General features: G+C 45.3%; 21 protein-coding genes and 1 riboswitch. Of the genes, 10 read left to right on the forward strand and 11 right to left on the reverse strand.

Annotated features, from left to right (window positions below; translation table 11 throughout):
* Positions 1-14: 14 nt before the first annotated feature.
* Positions 15-665 (reverse strand): nitroreductase family protein, encoded by a 651-nt coding sequence (locus ACTHPG_RS24095; RefSeq protein ID WP_440391879.1) that lies wholly within the window; start codon positions 663-665, stop codon positions 15-17.
* A 129-nt stretch (positions 666-794) separates the two neighbouring features.
* Between ACTHPG_RS24095 and ACTHPG_RS24100 the strand changes: the two genes are divergently transcribed.
* Complete coding sequence (locus ACTHPG_RS24100; RefSeq protein ID WP_440391880.1) at positions 795-1,160, forward strand: MerR family transcriptional regulator; 366 nt, start codon at positions 795-797, stop codon at positions 1,158-1,160.
* Positions 1,161-1,202: 42 nt separating this feature from the next.
* Here the strand turns inward: ACTHPG_RS24100 and ACTHPG_RS24105 are convergent, their stop codons facing one another.
* Both ACTHPG_RS24105 and ACTHPG_RS24110 read right to left on the reverse strand, forming a co-directional pair.
* A complete protein-coding gene (locus ACTHPG_RS24105) occupies positions 1,203-1,877 on the reverse strand; it encodes a VOC family protein (protein ID WP_440391881.1) in 675 nt (224 codons plus the stop codon).
* Positions 1,878-1,905: 28 nt separating this feature from the next.
* The gene (locus ACTHPG_RS24110) at positions 1,906-2,781 is read right to left on the reverse strand and encodes a LysR family transcriptional regulator (protein ID WP_440391882.1); all 876 of its coding nucleotides are present in this window, start codon (positions 2,779-2,781) and stop codon (positions 1,906-1,908) included.
* 168 nt (positions 2,782-2,949) lie between these two features.
* Between ACTHPG_RS24110 and ACTHPG_RS24115 the strand changes: the two genes are divergently transcribed.
* A complete protein-coding gene (locus tag ACTHPG_RS24115; protein WP_440391883.1) occupies positions 2,950-4,134 on the forward strand; it encodes an MFS transporter in 1,185 nt (394 codons plus the stop codon).
* Positions 4,135-4,173: 39 nt separating this feature from the next.
* Here the strand turns inward: ACTHPG_RS24115 and ACTHPG_RS24120 are convergent, their stop codons facing one another.
* Positions 4,174-5,145 (reverse strand): helix-turn-helix transcriptional regulator, encoded by a 972-nt coding sequence (locus tag ACTHPG_RS24120; protein ID WP_440391884.1) that lies wholly within the window; start codon positions 5,143-5,145, stop codon positions 4,174-4,176.
* 87 nt (positions 5,146-5,232) lie between these two features.
* On the opposite strand from ACTHPG_RS24120, the gene ACTHPG_RS24125 reads away from it, so the two are divergent.
* Positions 5,233-5,676 carry a VOC family protein gene (locus ACTHPG_RS24125; RefSeq protein WP_440391885.1) on the forward strand — a complete coding sequence of 148 codons (444 nt, stop codon included), beginning with the start codon at positions 5,233-5,235 and terminating at the stop codon, positions 5,674-5,676.
* A 152-nt stretch (positions 5,677-5,828) separates the two neighbouring features.
* Here the strand turns inward: ACTHPG_RS24125 and ACTHPG_RS24130 are convergent, their stop codons facing one another.
* Together ACTHPG_RS24130 and ACTHPG_RS24135 are read right to left on the reverse strand one after the other, a co-directional pair.
* A complete protein-coding gene (locus tag ACTHPG_RS24130) occupies positions 5,829-6,308 on the reverse strand; it encodes a DMT family transporter (protein WP_440391886.1) in 480 nt (159 codons plus the stop codon).
* Positions 6,309-6,317: 9 nt separating this feature from the next.
* Positions 6,318-6,752, reverse strand: coding sequence for a DMT family transporter (locus tag ACTHPG_RS24135; RefSeq protein WP_440391887.1), 435 nt, complete (start codon positions 6,750-6,752; stop codon positions 6,318-6,320).
* Between the two features lie 186 nt (positions 6,753-6,938).
* Here ACTHPG_RS24135 and ACTHPG_RS24140 point away from each other — a divergent pair, with 186 nt between their 5' ends.
* From ACTHPG_RS24140 to mmuM, 7 genes are all read left to right on the forward strand, one after another.
* A complete protein-coding gene (locus ACTHPG_RS24140; protein WP_440391888.1) occupies positions 6,939-7,778 on the forward strand; it encodes a helix-turn-helix domain-containing protein in 840 nt (279 codons plus the stop codon).
* Between the two features lie 349 nt (positions 7,779-8,127).
* A complete protein-coding gene (locus ACTHPG_RS24145; RefSeq protein ID WP_440391889.1) occupies positions 8,128-9,048 on the forward strand; it encodes a methyl-accepting chemotaxis protein in 921 nt (306 codons plus the stop codon).
* 207 nt (positions 9,049-9,255) lie between these two features.
* Positions 9,256-10,968 carry a spore germination protein gene (locus tag ACTHPG_RS24150; protein ID WP_440391890.1) on the forward strand — a complete coding sequence of 571 codons (1,713 nt, stop codon included), beginning with the start codon at positions 9,256-9,258 and terminating at the stop codon, positions 10,966-10,968.
* A gap of 32 nt (positions 10,969-11,000) precedes the next feature.
* The gene (locus ACTHPG_RS24155) at positions 11,001-12,101 is read left to right on the forward strand and encodes a spore germination protein (protein ID WP_440391891.1); all 1,101 of its coding nucleotides are present in this window, start codon (positions 11,001-11,003) and stop codon (positions 12,099-12,101) included.
* Positions 12,098-13,300: a Ger(x)C family spore germination protein gene (locus ACTHPG_RS24160; RefSeq protein ID WP_440391892.1), complete on the forward strand. Its 1,203-nt coding sequence runs from the start codon at positions 12,098-12,100 to the stop codon at positions 13,298-13,300. The genes ACTHPG_RS24155 and ACTHPG_RS24160 overlap by 4 nt, the downstream gene beginning before the upstream one ends.
* A 74-nt stretch (positions 13,301-13,374) precedes the next feature.
* A riboswitch (SAM riboswitch) is annotated at positions 13,375-13,477 on the forward strand.
* 91 nt (positions 13,478-13,568) lie between these two features.
* The gene (gene mmuP / locus ACTHPG_RS24165) at positions 13,569-14,981 is read left to right on the forward strand and encodes an S-methylmethionine permease (protein ID WP_440391893.1); all 1,413 of its coding nucleotides are present in this window, start codon (positions 13,569-13,571) and stop codon (positions 14,979-14,981) included.
* Positions 14,959-15,999 carry a homocysteine S-methyltransferase gene (mmuM, locus tag ACTHPG_RS24170; RefSeq protein ID WP_440391894.1) on the forward strand — a complete coding sequence of 347 codons (1,041 nt, stop codon included), beginning with the start codon at positions 14,959-14,961 and terminating at the stop codon, positions 15,997-15,999. Before mmuP ends, mmuM begins: the two co-directional genes overlap by 23 nt.
* A gap of 100 nt (positions 16,000-16,099) precedes the next feature.
* Here the strand turns inward: mmuM and ACTHPG_RS24175 are convergent, their stop codons facing one another.
* The 5 genes from ACTHPG_RS24175 to ACTHPG_RS24195 all read right to left on the reverse strand — a co-directional run bounded on the left by ACTHPG_RS24175 (position 16,100) and on the right by ACTHPG_RS24195 (position 22,825).
* Positions 16,100-18,502: an ABC transporter permease gene (locus ACTHPG_RS24175; RefSeq protein ID WP_440391895.1), complete on the reverse strand. Its 2,403-nt coding sequence runs from the start codon at positions 18,500-18,502 to the stop codon at positions 16,100-16,102.
* A gap of 3 nt (positions 18,503-18,505) precedes the next feature.
* Complete coding sequence (locus ACTHPG_RS24180) at positions 18,506-19,264, reverse strand: ABC transporter ATP-binding protein (protein ID WP_440391896.1); 759 nt, start codon at positions 19,262-19,264, stop codon at positions 18,506-18,508.
* Positions 19,265-19,410: 146 nt separating this feature from the next.
* Positions 19,411-20,850, reverse strand: a complete 1,440-nt coding sequence (locus tag ACTHPG_RS24185) for a sensor histidine kinase (RefSeq protein ID WP_440391897.1) — start codon at positions 20,848-20,850, stop codon at positions 19,411-19,413.
* A gap of 21 nt (positions 20,851-20,871) precedes the next feature.
* Complete coding sequence (locus ACTHPG_RS24190; RefSeq protein ID WP_440391898.1) at positions 20,872-21,570, reverse strand: response regulator transcription factor; 699 nt, start codon at positions 21,568-21,570, stop codon at positions 20,872-20,874.
* A 424-nt stretch (positions 21,571-21,994) separates the two neighbouring features.
* On the reverse strand, positions 21,995-22,825 hold the full coding sequence (locus ACTHPG_RS24195; RefSeq protein ID WP_440391899.1) for a helix-turn-helix domain-containing protein: 831 nt from the start codon (positions 22,823-22,825) through the stop codon (positions 21,995-21,997).
* Positions 22,826-23,037 lie beyond the last annotated feature (212 nt).

Here is a 23,037-nt window from a genome sequence, read left to right on the forward strand (position 1 = left end):
TGTAAAGCTATTGATTATGCCCATGTGGTAGTCGTTTCAACCGGGAGACGATAGGAAGGATAGCCATCTTTGACTGCTTTCCCTATGGAGATCAACATCACGGGCTGAAACCGTTCTTTATCGAGGCCGAAGGTCTCAGCGATCTGGTCTTTATCATAGCCGGCCATAGGGTTTGTATCATAGCCATGAGCACGGGCAACGAGCATAAGTTGCATGGATATCAGGCCTGAATCAATGAGGTTCATATCACGGAGTTCGGATGAACTTATGTTTGCATAATAAGGTTTTACCTGTTGCATCTGCATATCCATAATGTCTTGGGGCATGTATCCAAGTTCCACCGATTTGCTGAAGATCTCTTCCATGTAATCAACGTTGTTGGCATCGTAAAATACGGCAATGACAGCGGAAGACGTTAGTGCCTGGGTTTGGTTAAAAGAGGCCAGTGGTGCAAGTTTCTCTTTGCCCTCAGCACTGTCGATGACAAGAAAACGCCACGGTTGCATGTTAATGGCCGAAGGGGCACGTGAAGCTTTTGCCAATATTTCGGTCATCTCCTCGCGGCTAATTTTCACTTCAGGATCGTAGGCTTTAACGGAATGGCGCTCCAAGACGATGGTATCAAAATCATTGGTTTTGTTAAATTGGCCGGTAATTGTATTCATATGCATATCTCTCCTCATATCTAATAATAGTGAGATTGGGGTATGGGTTATACCCTCATCCGTCTTACTATGAGGATTCTAAACTATGAAGTATACTTTATAGCAAGAAGAAGAAACGGGGAGATCCATATGAAAATTAGTGAAGTAGCGAACCATGTAAACCTTCCGATATCCACGATTCGGTACTATGAAAAAATAGGTATTATCACAGACGAACATGTGCTGAGAGATCATAATAACTATCGGATCTATGCGCAGAGCATTATTCAGCATCTGGATGTGGTCAAACAATGTCTGGCTGTGGGGTTTACGATTCATGAGATACAGTTGATGATCGCCAAAGATGGGTTTTCAAGTAAGGATCAAGCAAGCATTATCGAAGCGAAAATATCAGAAATTGAAGAAGCACAAAAACAATTAGAGAATTCCAAACAAAATCTGTACGAAATTCTTAAAGCAGATATCACGTGTGAGGAGGGTTTCGGTAAGTATTGAGCCGTATGTTCCTCTTGAGCTTTCAGTCAGTAGGTTTGTACTTCAAATCGAAACAATAGAGTACAGACCCTCTTGTAAATGTAGACTACCGGGCTTGCCAGTTTCCACCTTCACCTCCGTGGCAAATACACCGGGCATGCGCCCGTCTGGGAACCAGGGCATCTGTTTATCAATGACAATAAACATGCCTTCTGCATCACCCGTGGGAGAGAATTTTTTTCCGTCTCCTGCAAAGGGTTCAAGTCGATAATGCCCATTCAATGTGCTCATCGTCTCGGGAACATCATCCACAGGCAGGCCGATTTCACTAATACATAACAGATGCCTCGCTTCGAAAGCTTTATCGACAGCATTATCGAGTGAATGGTGAGCGATGAATTCCATCAAGTTGCCGCTTGGATCATAGAAATAAAAGGCGGTTGCATCCCAGTAGGGGAAATAAAATTCATCCTGTCCATCTTTGGAGAGTAACGGAATGTTACGATCTTGGGTCCACCTTTTCGCATCAGCAAGTTTATTCGATGGAATCGTAAATGCTACATGATAGTAAGGCTTCTCTTGTTCAGGAGCCTTCTTGAAAGAAAGGACTGAGTCTCCCACATGGAATGAAACGAAATTAGGCCTATCCTCCACAACATTCAACTCCAGTAGTGTACGGTAAAACTCCCTCATGGCCTCGATCTGATGTGTCAACAAACCAACTTCTTTTATTTTCATTTCAATACCTCTCTTTCTAAACTCATCATTAATTGAAATACTCGATCGTCTTCTCAATAAATGCCTTGGCGGATTGCGTCAGGAAACGGTCAGAGCGATGAATAATCTCAAAGTGTCGGTATGGCGGGTCATCCGTAATTCGAATACAACGTAATGATGATTCATTCATGGCTTGGATCAGAGGATAAGGCAGCAGTGTTGCTCCGACGTTGGCTTTGACCAGACTAATGATGGATGTTGCCGAACTGGTCTCCATGATGGTATTGAGGGTGAATCCGTATTTACGGCAATAACCGTCAACCAATTCTCTACCGGTAAATCCTTCGGGGAACATCACCGTTTGAATATCACGCAGTTCCTGGATTGCAATCGTACCTCGTTCTGCCCAATCATGATTCTCGGAAACGACCAGTACATATTCTTCACTGCACAAAGGAATGCGAACAAGCCGATCATCAGGGGCAGATGTGATCTCAATGCCGATGTCGACTTCATTTTCCAAAACTTGATTCACGACATAGATCGAAGAAATAACCTTCAATTGCACTTTGGGGAATCGGGCATGAAAATCAACGAGCAATGGAGTGATACGGTAATCCAAATCAGATGGAAGAACACCAATGACTAACCGACCTCGCTGATCATTGCGGAATTCTGCTAGCGCATCTTGGGTATTCTGCAGATGCCGGATCATCTGTACACAGTGCTCCAGAAACAGAGTGCCTGCCTGGGTCATCACAATCTTTTTGCCGACACGGTCAAACAAAGGAACACCAAGTTCATCCTCCAACCCACGTATTTGTTGACTCAACGTCGGTTGAGATATGCCAAGTTTCTCAGCTGCCCGAGTAAAATGAAGCTCCTCGCAAACGGTAATAAAGTTTTCCATCTGACGAATTTCCATAAACTCACCTCTAATCATTGTTTTTACTAATCATTTTAATAGAAATAATAGTATTGTTCAATCAATGTGATCATCCTATACTTAATCTTGCACCATCTGAAGATCCAGTCATTAACGAATAGGAACTATAGTGAAGGCAAGCATACTACTACCATGAGGTGATCCATAATGAAACTTTTTTATATTGTATTGGCGTTGATTCTGGCTTCACTGAACTTAAGACCACCGATTACCTCCATTTCTCCCCTAATGAGCATCATACAGAATGACCTCGGTTTGAGTGGCATGACTGCCAGTCTGTTAACGACACTCCCGGTATTATGTATGGGCATATTCGCTCCGTTCTCTGTAAGACTTAGTAGAAGGTGGGGGAACGAAGGGGCCATTGTACTGGCTTTAATCCTTATTGCGATAGGTACAGGCTTACGATTGTTCGTAGGCGCAACTCCGTTGATGATGTTCACTTCTTTTCTGTCGGGTGTAGGGATTGCATTGGCAGGGCCGCTGTTGTCCAGCTTTATTAAGCAGTATTTCCCCAACCGAGTGGCTGCCATGGTAGGCGTCTACTCTACAGCGATGGTGATGGGGGCCAGCATCAGTGTGGGATTATCGGTTCCGCTCCAGCATACGCTGGGTGAATCTTGGAGAGGGTCTTTAGCCACATGGGCATTACTAGCATTCATTGCATTACCGATCTGGTTAAAATTAACCTGGTCTGCACGTGCAGAACGGCAATCGGGACATACCTCGGCTGTAATCCATGCACCACTCCCGGTGAAGAACCGACGTGCATGGATACTGACCTTATTCTTCGGACTGATGGCAGCGATTTTCTATTCATTAACCGCTTGGCTTGCACCAGCGATTCAAAGTCAAGGATATAGCCAAGAGACAGCTGGCAACATCCAAACGTTATTTACACTGATATCACTGCCCTCAACGTTATTCATTCCGATGCTTGTACACCGGTACCAAAGACGTGTATTCTGGCTTGTTGGATGTGCAATGATGGAGTTGATAGGTATCCTGATGTTGAATCTCTCTGTCAATCCGTGGCTCGCGGCGATTCCGCTTGGTATTGGTGCAGGTGGACTATTCCCGATCGCACTGATGCTGCCGATTGATGAGACTAGCAATGCGCAGGAAGCCAGTAGCTGGTCTGCTATGACACAATCTGGTGGTTACATTCTCGGAGCACTTGGGCCACTTGCGATTGGTTCGCTTCGCGATCTGACAGGCAGCTTTGTGCAAGCATTCTATGGTTTGGCTATTATTATTGTGCTTCAGATTATTGTGCAAATAGGTATTGGCAATAAAAAAAGCGCAAATGTTGTTGGCCAGGAGTGGAGCTAAAAGTCATGTGAAGTAAAATGGACGCAGAAAATATATTCTTTATACATGGTCTAACAAGTCCATATAATACTGCCGTAATGATTCCTTTAACATGTCCGGTTCCATGATTTGAACGGATTTACCGAATCCTGCGAGGTACCGAACAATGAAATCAAGTTCATGAGGCTCATACGTACCTGCAAGAAGCATTTGTGCCGATTCACTGCCCGGTTCGTTGACGTGTATGATTTGCATGGATGGAAAATGTTCTTGCTGGAAAAGTTCAACCCCGACTTCATCAATGCGACATTGAAATGGAATAGCATCTGGTGAGGGTTGCCATAAGGAATGGGGATCCTGAGCATAAAGTTCAATAACATGAGGCAAGGGTTCAATGTCGGACACTTCCGTTGAAGTGATCCGGTCGCAACGGAACACACGATATGCCTGCTTATGCAGATCAAAAGCCTGGCAATACCAGTAGCCTTTCCTTGCATAGAGTGCAATGGGTTGAATGGTGCGAAGAGATGGCTTTTGATCAGGGGATATCCGCTGATTAGTGTAAGTAATCTGGATCACTATATTCTGCACAGCAGCCATCAATAGAAACTCCAAATGCGCGCTATTACGAATCTGCTCTGTATGCCGGAAGGAAACCCGGTGTTGAATGTTCTCAATATCCTGTCGTTGTTTGTCCGATAAGGCGCTCATAAATTTCTCATGAATGGTACGAAAAGAAATCTGAAAGGGTAAGCTGGAGAAGCTGCGGAGAGCCTGCATCGCAAAATATAGGGCATGAAGTTCACCCGTATTAAACGAAATGGGAGGCAGCTGCATCTGTTGCAGCAGTCGATATCCACCGTAGCGTCCGTATTCGACATAGATGGGCGCACCCAACTCTTCCAATGAAGCGATATCTCTGATCGCGGTTCGTTTGGAGATTTGGAACTCCTGCATAAGATCTTGCAAGGTGAATTGTTGTTTTTGATTAATAAAGCGGAGCATCTGGTTCATGCGTTCTGATTTTTTCATATCAAACCCTCTTAATGTTGTCACAGATTGGCACCTTTGATTGTTATAGTGATAAGTGTAATCCAATCGGAACAAGGAGGCAATATTATGAATTTTGAAGTGATACCATTTTTGTCGATGAACGGGGATGCGGCGGCAGCCATTGCTTTTTATGAGAAGTTTCTGGGCGCTAAAGTCATATTCAAGAAAAGTTATAAAGAAATGAAGGAGATGAACCCGGGCTTCGATTACCCTGCCGGTCAAGATGAGTATATTACACATTCGGTGCTTGCGATTGGGGTTAACAAAGTCATGATTGCGGAAGAAGCAATGGATACGGAGAGAGCATGGCAGCTGGGGAACAGCACGTCACTATGTATTCAATCCAAGGACAAACTTGCAATCGATCAACTGTATCATTCTCTGATGCAACATGAGGACGTGAAGGTACTGGTACCTTACGAGCAAAATGAATTTAGCCCGGGTTATGGCATTGTGCGGGACCCGTTTGGCATTGCAATTCAGCTATGTGTAACTGTGCATGATTTCTAAATTTAAAATATCAAAAAAGAAGAGCCATGGATATCATGTGCTCTTCTTTCTTTTGATATCTATACAAGGTCGTTTGAGCAACCAGAAATTTTGGGTTTTGGGGAATCCAAACGTAACGTTACTGGAGAACAAACATAGGGCATTACCGATCATTATTTGCCAAGCGTTAACGCTTGAGCTCGGTCATTCTTTTCACTGAAAATCAGGGCTAATGCTGCCAACATCAGGACAAGTGAGACAGCTCGCTGCCAAGAAAATGCAATGAATTCACCACCGAAAAGCCCCATGCCATCGATGATAAAACCGGCCACAATCTGACCTACGATCGCCGTAAGGTTGGCAGGTGTTACGCCCAGTTTATTTACGGCCAATGTGGACAGAAATAAATATCCGAAACCAAGGAAAACCGCAGAAAGCTGTAATTTGGGCGCATGAAGCAAATCGAGCAGATGTCCACTGCCAAAAAAATTAATGAGTACAGCCAGAATCAGTGTACCTGAGGCAAATGTGAAGAAAACCGTCTCCAACAGCCCGATATTTCGGCTAATCGTACCATTGATCGAGGACTGCGCACTAAGTACAGCTCCACCAACTAAGGTGACAAGAACAATCAATAAACCTATACCCATCATAATCCTCCTCTAGAATAAAGTAAGAGCCAGCGCCCCTAGCATAAGTATCAAGGCGGCAATTCGTTTGCTTCCTACCGGTTTGCGGTTGCTTCCCAGCCAACCGTAATGATCGATCAGAATACTGGTCACCATCTGCCCGATAACAATGGCAATCATGGAGATCCCTACACCCACAATGGGAACACCAATGACTAATGTAAGCAGGTAGGTGACCCCAAGCAATCCACCAAGTAGGTTCCACTTTGGAAATTTGGTGATGGCCGCGAGGTTTCCTCTACCGAAGAAAATCAGCAGAATCAGTGAAATAATTGCCCCCATGAAGAAGTTATAGAAGTCAGCTTCCAGTGTCCCGACTTGTTCTCCAAGTTTGCCATATAGTGCCCCTTCAAAGCTTAGAAGAGCTCCTGTTGCAACGGCGATCATATAAAAAATCAACTTTTTCAATCTATTCTCGACTCCTTGAAATGGTTTGGATGTAAAGGTGCATGACTCATCATAAGAAAATTGGGAGGGGAAGACAATGAAAGATCTTGCTTTGTTTTATCGAAAAATTATAGATCTTGCTGTGGTAAAAGGGGTATAGTAATACATCTAGAAAATAATCAGACACGAATGCAGGAGGAGACCAAAATGATCGATACAAGCAAAGAAGAATCCTCCAGGTTGTTATATATAGGAAAAGTGCAAGGCAATCCGAATTGGAATTTTCCAAGTCACATGCATGAGGATATCAGTGAAATGGTGTATGTGTCTGATGGCGAAGGTGTTATCAAGATTAATGAACATCCATATACGGTCAAAAAAGGTGATCTGTTAATTTACAACCAAGGTGTAATTCATGAACAATGCACCTCTCCCAAATGTCCACTCAGTCTGTATTATTGTGGAATAGCCAATATCTATTCGGATGGAACGCAAACAGAGCACATCATTCCTGAACACGCATCTCCGTATATCGAAACGAAGGAATACGCCAGCAGGATTGGAGATCTGTTCGAGTTTATGTATGAGGAATCCTCCAATCAAAAAGGAGGTTACGACAAGATCTGTGAGGGATTGCTTGACGTGCTATTTGCCATAGTTCAGCGGTTGGCTCAACCGAATACCTTACAAAAACAAGATTCGGATCATCTCGCCATACGCATCAAGGATTTTCTCGATGAGAACTACCTTCAGCACCTGAAGCTTCAGGATATCGCTGCGTACTTTCATATGAACCCTTATTACTTATCTCATGTGTTCAAGGACAAATATAATGATTCCCCGATTCGTTATATCGTCTATCGAAGAATGGGGGAAGCGAAGCGTCTGCTTACCACAACGGATATGAAAGTAAGTGAAATTGCACATATATTGGGCTACCAGAATGCCAATTATTTCACTATTTTGTTTACGAAGACGATGGGCGAATCACCTACCCAATATAAGAAGAATGAAAGGGTGGAACGTGTTAATCTACTGGAGACTTGAACCCGGGGATGTTTCCCGTGATGGTACACGGAGGGAATGGGAGAAGGTTATAGCGGATACAAAAAAACAGAAAAATTGTTAGAAATACAGAAGTGTATCTATATTGCTTTGTGTTACGATACGTAAAAGTAGATATAGAGACATTTTACGGATGGGGTAATCCATTACCAGCGGATGAGGTGAAGCAGATTTTCTTACGAAAAAATAAATGACGACAGGTGATCTAAAATGCCGCAAATCGGGTATCAATAGTAGAGTCATTAGAACCTGATGGATACATATGTTGCTGTAATCGTTGTTTTGCTACTTAAAGGCTGTCTATTATGGAATGAACTGTGGGGGTTATCAAGTGCCTATATTAGCTATGGAAAAGAAAGATGTTGTCACCGATGAACTGGTCATCAAGGCGATGGAGAAAAGTCTGGCTATTATTCGATTCGATCTGAATCGACGGGTAACCTATGTGAATGAAGTTTTTGCCCAGACGATGGGATACACGGTAGCTGAGATGTATGGCATGAAGCATCAACAATTATGCTTTGGCGATTTTGCGAATACCCCGGAATATGATGCTTTTTGGAATAGTATATTAAATGGTGTGAGCTTCCAGGACAAGGTCGAACGCAAGGATGCAAATGGAAATTCCGTATGGCTTGAGGCGACGTATATGCCGGTGTACGATGAGATGAATCAGAAGATACTGGGTGTCTCCAAGATTGCCACCAACATCACCAGTCGTCAAAAAAATATTACCGTAGTAGTGAATGAGTTGAAAACGATGTCACATGAGCTGAATGAGCAGGCAGATGTAGGCATTGAACGGAGTCAGGAATTAATGTCCAGTATCTCCTATATCTCAGAGGTGTCAGCTGCTAACCGTGCAACATTGACGCATCTGCAGGAACAAGCGGGATTGATTCAGGGCGTGGTTCGCACCATACGCGAAATTTCATCACAGACACAGTTGCTTGCATTAAATGCGGCCATTGAAGCTGCACATGCAGGGGAGTTCGGACGAGGATTCGATATCGTGGCTAAGGAAGTCAAGAAACTATCCACAATGGTGGAGAGTTCAATCAACGAGATTCGTGATAGCGTGACTGGAATAACCAAGGAAATTGGTAATATTACGGGTGGCACAAAAAAGGTAGAGGAATACGTCGAACGGAGCGAGAAGCAGATTGAGATCGCTTTGAATGACTTTATGGAAATTGCTGCCTCGGCTCACTTGCTGGATGCCAAGGCGGAGCATGTAACCAGAATCGTATAATACTATATATTGATAGCGGTTCCTCACAGAGGAACCGTTTTTTTGTCATGGGTACATTGTTATACACACAAGGATATTACGAGTTTGTATTTGCTGCATTTCAGGTTAGATGGTCTGCAAAAAACGGGAATTATTGTGATCAAATGGGGACACAATACTTGGGAATACCTGCAGATTCGTTATGCAGAGAAATGTTGGGGTGGGAACATGTGGTCAACAATTGTATCCTACGTGCCAGAATGGTCCTTATGGATGCAGGCATTCTTGGTCTTGATCATTCCTACAGGAATTATGATGACTACACGCTGGATCAATGCCGCCATTAAGCGTGGAAGTTTCTCTCGTTCAAAGAAACCTTCAATATCCTCCAAGGATATCTCGCCTGCAGCTGCGGGACTGGGTCCAGGTACGGAGACAGGGCAGTATGCCAATATTAAACTAACCGGTAAATACAGTGTCGATCTAATTAGTGTTAGAGAGAGCTTCGGTCAGAATGCAGATGTGCATATTCGGGAATTTACCATCAGGGGTACGAATACACAAGTTGCGGTCCTGTACACGGAAGGACTGGTGGATATTGATCTCATTGAAACACACCTGATTACGCCGTTAATGATACATGGGGTGCCTGAACTGAAACAGGAAAGTTTTCTTGACTCTCATCAAGCCAATTTTTTGTCCGAATATCTGAAAAGTCAATTGCTGCCTGTTAGTCAGATCCAGGAGACCCATTCTCTTCAAGAACTCGCAATTGGAGTACTGCTGGGTAAAAATGCATTATTGGTGGATGGACTGCCAGGAGCCATGCTGATTGGGACGTCACATGGGAAATCGCGTGGTATGGATGAACCTCTTTCAGAAGGTTTGCTTCGTGGTCCCCGTATTGGCTTTACCGAAGAGTTGAGTGACAATACTGGCATTTTGCGGCGTTATGGAAGTGATCAAAACTTATTTATACAGAAATTTGAAGTGGGTAGCCGGGTTAAAAAAGATTTGGCGGTTGCTTACATTCAGGATATTGTTGATCCGAATCTCGTTACTGAGGTCTTAAAGCGTCTGAAAACAATGGATATGGATTCCATGCTGGAATCAGGTTATGTTGAACAACTCATTGAAGATAATACACTGAGTCCGTTTCAGCAGGTTCTGAATACGGAAAGACCTGACCGTGTCATTGGTGCTTTGCTCGAGGGGCGAGTGGCTATTTTATTGGACGGAACGCCATTTGCCCTCGTGGTCCCCGTCACCTTTAGCATGTTGCTCCAATCTCCCGAAGATTACTATGAACGCTGGATTCCCGGTACATTTCTCCGGGTCCTGAGGTTTATGTCTGCCATGCTGGCCCTTCTTGCTCCAGCGCTCTATGTCTCTTTTATATCGTTTCATCCAGGGTTGATTCCGACCAAGCTGGTACTAACGATTATAGAAACCCGTACTGGGGTTCCGTTTCCTTCCATTATTGAAGTACTGATCATGGAACTCTCCATTGAGATCCTGAGAGAGGCGGGAATACGTTTACCCAAGCCGATTGGACCTGCGATGGGTATCGTTGGCGGTTTGATTATTGGTCAAGCTGCCGTACAGGCGGGAATCATCAGTCAGTTTCTTGTTATCGTTGTAGCCGTTACAGCCATATCCTCTTTCACCATTCCTGTCTATAGTGCGGGATTAACGCTACGGATTCTGCGGTTTGCTGCCATGTTTAGTGCTGCAATACTGGGTCTGTTTGGTGTCGTTATGTTCTTCTTGCTGGTTTGTACACATCTTGCACGACTCTCCAGCTTTGGAGTGCCTTATGTCGCACCAGCTGTTCCATATCACTTGAGTGATTGGAAAGATTTTGTCATTCGTGCTCCACTCAACATGATGAGAAGACGTCCAGAGATGACGAATCCGGTAGATGCAGATCGCAAGAAGTAGACAATCCACAGAAGGTCTGGAGGTACAACAAAGTGAATGACTCGCAAGTAAAAATTAACACCACACAGGCCGTTGTCATCATCGTCAACTACATGCTTGGCGCGGGCATTCTGACGTTACCGCGAACGACTAGCAGAGCGGTTGGAACGCCGGATGTCTGGATTTCCATCTTGCTGTCTGGGCTCATTGTCACAGGTATTGGTCTGATTTTGGTTACCCTGTGCCGCAGATTTCCTGAGAAAACCGTGTTCCAGTTTACCCGGGAGATCACCGGGCGCTGGATCGCCTACATACTGGGTTGTGCGACAATTTTGTATTTTATGATCATTGCAGCATTCGAAATTAGAGTCATGGCCGATGTCACGGGGATGTATCTGCTTGAGCGTACGCCTACATGGGCTATTGTGATGGTTTTTATGTGGATAGGTATCTATATGATCTCCGGTGGGCTTGTGGTCATTATTCGCGTGTTTGAGATTATCCTGCCGATTACCTTAATTATATTCGTCATGGAGATATTGCTCAGCAATCAGCTATTCGAGATTAGTAACCTCAGACCCGTATTGGGTGAGGGTATCATGCCTGTGATCAAAGGGCTGAAACCATCGCTACTCTCGTATACCGGGTACGAAGTCATGTTAGTCGTTACTGCATATATGCAAGATCCGAAGAAAAGCAACAAGGCCATGACATGGGGGTTAACTATCTCTACAATGATATATCTGATCACTGTTGTAATGGTCGTAGGCAGTCTATCCTTGGATGGAATTAAGACCAGAACGTGGCCAACATTGGATCTTGTCCGAAGTTTTGAGATACAGGGACTGATATTTGAACGATTCGAATCGTTATTGCTGGTGATCTGGATTATGCAAATTTTCTCGACATTTGCCATTACCCATTACTGTGCTTCTGTAGGAATCCGGGATTTGTTTCGGGCAAAGAAGATACGCAGGATTATGTATGCCCTGCTTCCATTCATTTATCTGACGGCAATGATGCCTAAAACTGTATTTGAAACTTTTGCACTTGGCGATATGCTAGGTAACGCATCTGTAGTGTTGTTCGCGATATTACCTCTGATATTGCTGCTTATTAGCATAATTCGCAAAAAAGGAGGCAAACACGCATGATTTCATTCCGCATGTGCTTACGAGTAACTTGTGCTTTGTTCATCCTGTGTATAGTATCAGGTTGCTGGAGCAGTCGGGAGATAGAAGATCTGAGTTTGTATGTAGGTCTCGGAATTGACGTTGGACAAGAGACCGAATTCGAGAAGAAGATTTCAGAGCAGGGCGGGCATTATCCCAAACAAAACAATGTCACAGCAACCGTTCAGATTGCCCCTGGGAATTCGAGCAGTCAAAAAAGTCAACAATCTGGTTCACCCTCTTCTGGAAAAGAGTCTTATTCCAATGAGCGGCTTACAGGAGATTCCATGTTGCAGATTTTTCGTCAGTTTTCTTTGCGGCGAGATCGTCCGCTCATTGGACATCATCTAAAGGTTATCGTGATCTCCAAGGATATTGCCAAAAAGTATGGACTGGATCAACTGCTCGATTTTGTACTCCGGGATAACGATATTCGACCAAACTGTCTCGTACTGATTAGTCATCAGCGAGCGGTTGATGTACTAACCTCAGATGATCCTTCCCGTATTCCTGCATTTTACCTTACAGGCATTACGAACAATTCATACATTTCCAACAAGATTCTGGAACCCGTTTCGCTGGCAAAACTGGATGCACAGATGCAGTCCGGTTCCAGTTTCCTGCTCCAAAATGTGCTGAATGCAAGTGGCGAGGATAAGTTCTCCGGAGGCAGCATATTTGCTGCAAAAACAACCAAATTTCTGGGGGAACTCAGCCAAACTGATGTGGAAGCTCTGTCCTGGCTTATGCCTAAAGAACGAGGTGGTGTTATAAAGACATATAGTAAGGAGGGATTCACGGTACTTTATGAAATCAAGAAGAAGAAAACCAAAATCATTCCCAAGGTTATTGGCGATGATATCTCGTTCCATGTAAAGGCAGAGTCTGAAGGATGGCTAATGGAGGATTGGCGAGCACCGGAAGAGGAGGAAAAGGGTGCATATCTGAAAGAATTGGAAAAGGATTTTGCTGAACTGGTCGACCAACAGATCAAACAGTTACTGTATAAGCTCCAGCACACCTACAAAGTTGATGTTGCTGATTTCCGCGATAGCATCCGTATTAAATATCCAAAAACGTGGAAGAAGGTTAAAGGGAACTGGGATGAAATCTTTGCCACTGTACCCATCACGTATGAGGTCAAGACCAACATCATCAATCCGGGGTCTTCTACGGAATAGCGTGGAATGTGAACACGACGGTATTTAAATATTGACACATTCATGATCAATCGCTATATTTATAAAAAATCATTTTCTTATCCAGAGAGGTGGAGGGACTGGCCCTTAGAAACCTCAGCAACAGATCTGAAGGATACTGTGCTAATTCCAGCGGGTGAACAGCCTGATAGATAGGAGCGTTTGTTTTTATTTGTCAGTAACGGCGCACTCTTTAGGCAGAGTGGGTCTTTTTTTGTTTTTCTGGATGAAGAAGTAGGGAGCAGCAAGTATGGAGAACAACAATGACAAAGGGCATTTTCAGCGGAAAATGCAGGCACGGCATGTGATCATGCTCTCTCTCGGCGGAGTCATTGGAACGGGATTATTCCTGAGCTCAGGTTATACGATCCAGCAGGCGGGGCCTCTGGGCACCATTCTGTCCTATCTGATCGGAGCCATCGTGGTATATCTGGTCATGCTCTGTCTTGGTGAACTGTCTGTTCACATGCCGGAGACGGGGGCATTTCATAGTTATGCAGCCAAATATATCGGGCCAGCAACAGGCTACACGGTAGCTTGGTTGTACTGGTTAACCTGGACCGTTGCACTGGGTTCTGAATTTACGGCTGCCGGTCTGTTGATGCAGCGCTGGTTCCCATCGGTAAACGTATGGATATGGAGCGCGCTTTTTGCACTGATGATCTTTCTGTTCAATGCGTTAACGGTGAAATTATTCGCAGAATCCGAATTCTGGTTCTCATCTGTCAAAGTAGTCACCATCGTAATATTCATTATTATCGGTGGTGCAGCCATGTTTGGGTTCATTCCGATGGCAGACTCTGAAGCGGCTCCGTTGCTGTCGAATATTACCGCATCCGGGTGGTTCCCTCACGGGGCTACAGCGATATTGATGACCATGCTTGCTGTAAACTTTGCATTCTCAGGCACTGAGTTAATCGGTATTGCCGCTGGGGAGACGGAGAATCCGGAAAAGACGATTCCCAAGGCTATTCATACCACACTGTGGCGTTTGGTTATTTTCTTCATCGGAACGATTGTGATCTTGTCGGCCTTGCTGCCCATGTCGGATGCCAGTGTATTGGAAAGTCCGTTTGTAGCCGTAATGGAGCGAGTGGGTGTTCCTTATGCAGCAGATATCATGAACTTTGTTATTCTGACGGCGATTCTCTCTGCTGCGAATTCAGGTCTGTATGCTTCGTCGCGGATGCTCTGGTCTCTGGCAGATAAAAAGACGATCTCTCCCTGGTTTGCCAAACTGACCAAACGCGGGGTACCGCTTAATGCACTTCTGATCAGTATGGTAGGTGGTCTGCTAGCTTTGCTGTCCAGCATCGTTGCGCCAGATACGGTATATATTACTCTTGTCTCCATCTCAGGTCTGGCTGTCGTTGCCGTATGGATGAGCATCAGCGCTTCCCAGTACATGTTCCGCAGACAATATATCCGGGAAGGACATGCGGTCAAAGATCTGGTCTACCGGACACCTCTGTATCCAGTGGTACCCATTGTTTCATTTATATTATGCCTGGCTTCATGCATAGGTATTGCCTTCGACCCGACACAGCGAATTGCGCTGTATTGCGGGGTTCCGTTTATCGCAGTATGTTACGCAGCTTATTATCTGACAGAACGTGTGAATAAGAAAAGAGGACAAGTACATGACGCAAGCACAACAGACTAACCCCATAGAACAGATTCTGCGTAAACATCCGGTCATGATTCTGGATGGAGCGCTGGCGACGGAACTCGAACAGCATGGATGTGATCTGGATGATCCGCTCTGGTCTGCCCGAGTGTTGCTTGAGAATCCGGATGTTATTGTTAAGGTCCATACGGATTATTTTCGAGCAGGAGCCGACTGTGCGATTACATCCAGTTATCAGGCGACAGTGGATGGCTTCCGCAAGAGAGGAATCGGAGAGCCGGATGCATTGGACCTGATTGGCAAGACGGTTAAACTGGCTGCAAAAGCGAGAGATGACGTATGGGCGGAATTGCAGGGTAACGGAGTTGAAAACAGGGAAGCCAAACTGGAAGGCAATCTAGTATCTGGCACGGAACGCCAAATGTCTGATATCTCGGAAACAGGGATCTTGGCTCGGCCACGACCGATGGTTGCTGCATCCGTTGGACCCTATGGCGCTTATCTAGCTGATGGTTCAGAGTATATCGGTCATTACGGGGTGACAGATGAGACATTGACTGCATTCCATCGTCCGCGGATGGCCGCGTTGCTTGAAGCGGGCGCTGATATTCTGGCTTTTGAGACGATTCCATCCTTGCAGGAAGCACAGGTGCTGGTAGATTTATTAAAGGAGTTTCCTCATGCGTATGCCTGGCTATCTTTCTCCTTAAAAGACGGGACGGCAATCAGCGAAGGCACACCGCTTGAGACCTGTGCACGATTGTTTGGTTCCGAGCCGCAGATTGCTGCAATTGGCCTGAACTGTGCTCCCATGGAAGTGGTGACGGAAGCCGTGAGTATTTTGAGCCGTGCCAGCGATAAACCGGTTATTGTGTATCCGAACTCGGGAGAAGTATACGATGCAGCAACGAAGACCTGGAGTGGTCAGGGTACCTGTGGCAGTATGAGTGATGCTTCGGAACAATGGGTAGCTGCGGGTGCAAAAATCATTGGCGGCTGTTGTCGAACTACCCCGCATCAGATTGGCGAACTTGCGAAGAAGTGGCGGAGCTGAGGTCTATTTAGCACAGCCAGACCTGCACAGAGAAGCCCTTTCTTATCTTATAAAGGATAGGAAAGGGCTTCTTCTGCATGAGCAATCTTCTTTGTACATGTTATTCGACGACAAGAATGCGCGGCGATGCCTGACGAATCACCTTGGACGATAACCAGGATCCTATAGCTGCGGCAAGTATACTCAGACAAGCAAAGAGTATAATGCCTCCCCAGTTCAGAATGAGAGGAATCTGCACGATACCATATCCCGATAGGACTTTTTCAAGTAACAGGGGGAGAAGGTACACGCCTACAAAGACTCCAAGCATTGAACCAACCAGAGCTAATGCAGATACTCCAGTAGCAATGGAGAAACGGATTTTTCCAGATGTCAATCCAATTGACTTATAAATACCATACGTCTTGCTTTCTTTGCGAATGCTGATTCGGCAGGTGCTGAAGATAATGATAAATGTAACCAAAATGAACAGCAGACCAATCAGAGCCATGGGGTACAAAAGGATGCTTGCAGCTTCTGCATAAACGGAATCCAGAAGCGTTTTTTGTGTGACGATGGAAGCAGAGTCTCTGAACCGCTCATTCAATTGGTTAGCAATAGCTCCTGCCTGTGAAGGATCGTTGACATTGATAAACGCGACATCTACATCTCCGTAATTCGGATTTACGCTTCGAACCGCTTGGGCTGTGACTCTTCCGGATACCGACATATTGGAGATGGCCTGATAGATACCCGAGACCATGAACGTGCGCTTTTCTCCTTCAATGTAGAGATCCATGAGATCTCCCAAATCCTTGTTTAACATCTTGGCAACACTGACCCCGATTGAAATTTCATTTTCGCGTTCCGGGTTGTTCCCTCTCAACGTCTCAAAACCAAGATCTTGATAGCTTCCATCCAGTACACTTAGATAAAGGCTTGTAGACTGGTTGGCCACGTCGGTTGACTCATCTGGAAGGATAACTCCAGTGATGTTTCCTTGCCAGCCCATATTTTTGATGCGAGGGTCTTCTTCCAAAACGTTCTGCAGCTCTGCTCTCGGAAACGTAGTTTTGTTCACAACGACAGCGGCAATGTTGGCATTGTCATAACCCCATTTGGCTGCCGTCTGATAAATTCCGGTAATGCTGGTTAGTACAACATACCCGAGGACAAGTACGGAAGCGGACATCGTCGTTAGCAATAACATCAATACCGAGCTTTTGCTGTTTTTGATCAGATTTCGTATGCCGATGACAAAAGAGACGGGCAATCGTCCAAACAACGCCCGGTTTGTGAGCGGCGAATTCATTCGTTGCGCCATACGTATATTGTCGCTCTCCGACATACCATAACGAATAGCCTGAACAGGCTCGATTGTGCGAGCTTTTTTGGCGTATAACACGACAAATGCAATAACCATGACGTGTAACAGTAGCCCTACAACTATCGCTGTGCCAATGCCCTCCATTGGAATATCACCCTGGCCAGTCCGCAGGGACGATACGGAGATATTGATGATGAATTTGGACACAGATACGCTCAGTGCCAGCCCGGGAAAAACGGCGATGATGGACAACAGGGCATATTGAATGACGTAAGTACCAATGGTCCCCCGGGAAGTGAGTCCCAGCGATTTAAGAATACCTATCGTTTTGTAGTTGGCCAGAATGGCATCGGATATGGTGAAGCCAATCGTAATGAGGGCAATAATCATCATGACGGACCCTAAGAAAATCATAATGAACCCGACGATCTGATTGATGATCAGATAAAAGGATGAGATGCTTTCAAATTCCATTTTGGTTTCCAGAAATGGGGTGCCTGTCTCGGTTGTATAACGATCCCAATAGCTGGAGTTCGTACTGTAATCATCAAAATGGATGCCCATCATGTGACTATCTTTTCCTGCAAGCGTACTAAAATCATTTTGGTAATCCGTACTGTTCATCCAGATTCTTGCCGTATTTGTGAACGGTGCTCCATAAGGGACATCCACAACAATAGCGGATACTGCGAGGTCAAGGATGGTAGATCCGGTTTTGAATTGGATGGTATCACCGACAGCAATGTTATAACCATTCGCCATGGAGGTTGGAATCCATACGTTTCCTTGCTCAGGAGCTAAATGCTGTGCACCACTTGCAAATAAAAGTTCGTCTACACTCCACGGCGGAGGAGGTGTATTCATCATGTACAGATACAGGTTAGGGATGTCAGTGCCGTCAAAAGTGATGCCCGACAAGGTACGGTAAGTAAGCAAAGGTGAGACTTGAACACCGTTCTGGGCGCCCCACCAGTCATGCACAGTTTGGGGATCATTCAGTCCTTTGTCGAACGTTAATATCTGATGGGACCCGTTGGTGCGACTGTGCATCTCCTTGAACTGGTTACCCGTATTGGCCAAAATGATGACAGATGTGGACACCAGCAGGGTAGACAGCAAAATAAGCAGGGTGATGAACAGGTTTTGAATTTTATTTTTACGCAGATAAGAAAAGCTCAGCTTTAGAATGGCGGCCATGGGTTACTCCTTCCCCGACACAAAAGCGAAGACCATGGATTCCCGATTCTGAATCTGGCTTTCGTCATATTTATCGAACTCGAGAATGCCTCCGACTTTACCATCTCGGACAAAGATCAGGCGGTCGGCCCGGCAAGCGGCCTTGATGTCATGGGTCACCATAACGACCGATTGTCCTTTCCGGTTAATATCGGTCAGGATGTCCAGCACTGCTTTCCCATGATCATAGTTCAAACTTCCGGTAGGTTCGTCGGCGAATATAATATCCGGTGAATTGATGAGTGCGCGTGCAATAGCCGCCCGCTGCTGCTGCCCGCCGGAAGTCTGGGAGGGCAGGCGATTGTTCTGGCTGTCGATGTCCATGGCCTTCATAAGATGGGTCGCCCGAGCGTTTACTTCATGTTTTTTGTTCCCGGCAATATATCCCGGAAGAGCAATATTATCCTGAATGGAAAGGTCTGGAACCAGGTTGATGCTTTGATAGATGTAGCCAATTCGGCGGGTACGGAAATCAGACATCTCTCGCTCACTGTAGGCATCGATGCGCTGATCCTGAAAATAAACCTCTCCAGCTGTCAGATGATCGAGTCCGCTAAGCAAATATAAAAGCGTGGATTTGCCTGAACCCGAATTACCCATGATCACTGTGAAGTCGCCTTCATAGATATCGAGATCGACATTACGAATAGCGTGATACTGTTCACTTCCGGTATTGTATGTCTTACATAAGTTTTGGGCACGAATGATAGATGTTCTGGTCAAGTGGATCACTCCCCGTTGCGGTATAACATTCATAATAAAGGGAAGATGTTGAGGAAGAATTATCAAATTATGAATAAAGTATTACACCATTCCGGATATATCCGAAAACAGGAAGGTGCCAGTAAAGTGACGTGATAGAGTGCAGCTTAACAGATCGGCAGGCTGAATTGAAAGAGGGTGCCCTGACCTACTTTGCTGGAAAAGCTGATCTGCCCTCCATGTGCTTCAATGATGCTTTTACAGATGGAGAGTCCAAGCCCGGTTCCTTCATATATGCTGGAAGACAAGGACGAGCTTCCCCGGAAATAGCGTTCAAACACAAAAGGCATATCCTGAGCACGTATGCCTTGACCGGAATCGGCGATCGTAAGCTTGAATTGTCCATGATCCAGTTCTGCACGAATACGAATGTAATCCCCGGGAGCGGTGTGTTTGAGCGCGTTGGATACGAGATTGGAGACAACCTGTTCGATGCGTACAGGGTCCATTCGTATGAGCACATTTGGAATAGCTTCGGACTCTTCGTATGTAAGTCCATTGATTCTTACGACATGTCCAATGGGTCTGAGCATGTTTTCAAATACGGCACGACTGTATACCTCTCGCGGCTCAACCGAAATCTGTCCAAGCTCCTGAAGCGCATGAACCAGCAAATCTTCAACGAGCCGAGCCGTTTTATCTGTATGGGTTCTCATAATCTCCATATATTCCATTAGTGTTTCCTCATCCGAGCAAAGGCCTTCCGATATGGCTTCTATGTATGCTTTTACCGTTGTAATTGGCGTTTTGAGTTCATGAGAGATGTTGGTGATGAGTTCTTTTTGGGCTTTCTCCTGCCGTATGCGCTGTTCACTCAAATGCATGATCTCCGTCCGCATCAAGTCAAGCATGGCGTAAAGTTCGCCCATTTCGTCGTTACGATTATATTGAATCTGTTCATCGTATTGTCCTTTGAGTATCGATTCGGCATGCTGTTTTAATTGGTTAACAGGAGTCAGCATACGTTGCCTTACCTTGCGAGCCATGATGATGAGAAAAAGCATCAGTATAAGGGACATGATGATCAGGCTGCCCAGAATGATTAACGGAATAGTGACAGGCTGCTGAGCAAAAACAAGTGATTTGGGTACCGTAAAAATGGCGTTTCCGATCTGGCTGCCATCCGGGCCATCCATTACGGGAAATGCAATGGCCAATGAATCGTTTCCGTCTGCGAGGTACAATGCATCTTTCAGATTATAATGAAGGGCGGATCTGAGGTTCACTTGGGTGCCTTCGGACGAAGGAGAGGAGGACAGCAAAATCACCCCATCCAGTCCGACATAGGAAAAATGAATGTTCTTTTCAATGGCAGCCGAACGAAGTTTGTCCTGAATCATCAGATCATGCAGCTTATGGTGGTTTTGCTCCAGTTCAAGCAGAAGCGGATTAATCTTGAGCCGAACCTGATTAATGGTTGGGTTGGATTCACCCGCAGTTCGTCCGGCGAGAAGATCCACAAACAAAACAACACTGCAGATCATGACCATCATCAGAAGCGTTAAGGATATCTTCAGCCAACGTGTGGACCAATTGTGAAGTGACATGAAGTAGTCTCCATTCCAGCTTTATTCATGATTGAATTTATATCCAACCCCCCAGACGGTTTTAAGTAACGTGGGATGAGAGGGGTCTTCCTCGATTTTTTCCCGCAGTCTGCGTATATACACCGTTACCGTATTTTCGTCTCCATAAGCAGCATAGCCCCAAATAGCATCCAGCAATTGGGATTTCGAGAAAACCTGATTTTTGTTGCTGGCCAGATAATGCAGAAGTTCAAATTCCTTTGCAGAAAACGAGACCTCGAGGCCCTTTAGTGTAACTTTATATGCTTTTTTGTCAATTTCGAGATCACCCAGGCGCAGCGAATCAGAGGGAGCACGTTCTGGAACGAGACTGTCATATCTTCTAAAATGTGCATTTATCCGGGCGAGCAACTCACTGAGCGAGAAGGGCTTGGTCATATAGTCATCTGCACCGAATCCAAGGCCAAGCACTTTGTCCGTGTCACTTCCTCTTGCACTCAGGATGAGGATCGGAATATTGTTCCGACGCCGAATCTCGCGGCATACATCGATGCCGTCCATATCCGGGAGCATAATATCGAGAATGATATAATCCGGATGAATAAGCTCCATGATCTGAAGGCCATCCTGTCCGGTCGCGGCAACGGCAGCGTCGTATCCATTTTTGATCAGGTAGTCTCGCAAAATGCGAGAAATATCATGTTCATCCTCGATGATGAGAACTTTGCGTTTAGAGTTCATTGTAATCTCTCCATGTATAGAATGTCAGAACGCGGGAATTCTATGGATTCTTGTTTCCTCCCTATTTTATGTCACTTTTCACCATAATAGTAGAGGAACAAAGAATAAGAGATGAATTGAATATTAAAAAATGCAACGCTTTGAAGAAGTATCTGGATGTTTGCCTCGCATAGTTATTAACGGAGAGAGAGTTGAGTTCAATAAAGTACTGTTCCTCGATAAAGGGAAGATTGTTGAGGAGGGTAGAGCGTGCCAAGGAGTTCCTGCAAAACTATTTCCGCAACAAAGGGGATCAGCGCTAACTCAGGCAGATCCAACTAACGCCTTGTGCAGACACAGGATGGATGTGCTGCCCAAGGCGTTAGTTTGTTTGTAGGGTGTGTGGGTTTGCTCTCAGGAAGGTTATTTCATGAAAGCGAGTGTGTTACACATGCTCCAGATCATCGATAGGCTCATGCTGCTTGGATTTGAGATATTCCGCTGGAGACACACCGAAGTGCGCCCGGAATACCCGGTGGAAGTAGGAATAGCTTGCAAAACCGCAGGATTCGGCAATATGCTCCAGTGTCATTTCACTATATTTCATGCGTTCCAGCGCCGCATTCAGACGGATCTCAATCGCATATTGAATCATGGTCTGGTTGTAGTGCTCCTTAAATAAGCGTACTGCACGTGACAGGCTGAGTCCCGCATAACGTGCGGCTTCCTCGAGCTTGAACGTAACCGTGGCGTGTTCTTCAATATAACGTTTTAACTTCAACGCAGAGGAAACCGCCCGATCGGTCTGAATATTCTCGGTGATTGCCCGGTCAATATACAGGCACAATCCGCGCAGTAACGCATCCTTTAGCTCCGCATTTTCTTCAAGAGGCCCACGACGCTTCTCAAGTAACATATTTCTCCACAGGCTGATGAGCTTATCATCAAGTCCGATCCGGCTGACGGTAGATCGATGCTGCCGTTTCCACCAGTTATCGATCCAGCTGCCCTCGCAGAACAGATAATAATCTCCGCTGGACAATCGTCCTTCCTTATGTGGTTCATCGACCACGAGATGATAGTCGTCGCCAGGTTTGAGCAGCAATAAATCTCCGCTAGTCATCCTGAATTCTTCTTCCTGTACATATACTTTGCACGAGCCTTCCGTCTGCAGGCGGAACAGATAGGTTTGCAGCTCGCCCCTCATATTATGAGTGAACGCCTTATAGTGGTATGAGTAGTCACAGATCAGCACAGATGTCTCTAACGTATCCAAAGATAAAATCCCCCAATATATCGATCTCTTACATAGATAATGGTTTAACTTAACATTTACACGATAACGTAGAGGACAGAAAGAACCTGAAGAAACGAAGTGTTCGCCTTTATCTCCGGATTTTATCCTTTTGAAAAGGAATTCAAGAAAATCTGGGGATAACAGCGATCGGAAGGTTGTTCTGTCATCGGAGTGCCAGTGTAAATATCTTC

Origin of the sequence: Paenibacillus sp. SAF-068, from assembly GCF_051967555.1 — a bacterium.
In the GTDB taxonomy this organism is placed as follows: domain Bacteria; phylum Bacillota; class Bacilli; order Paenibacillales; family Paenibacillaceae; genus Paenibacillus.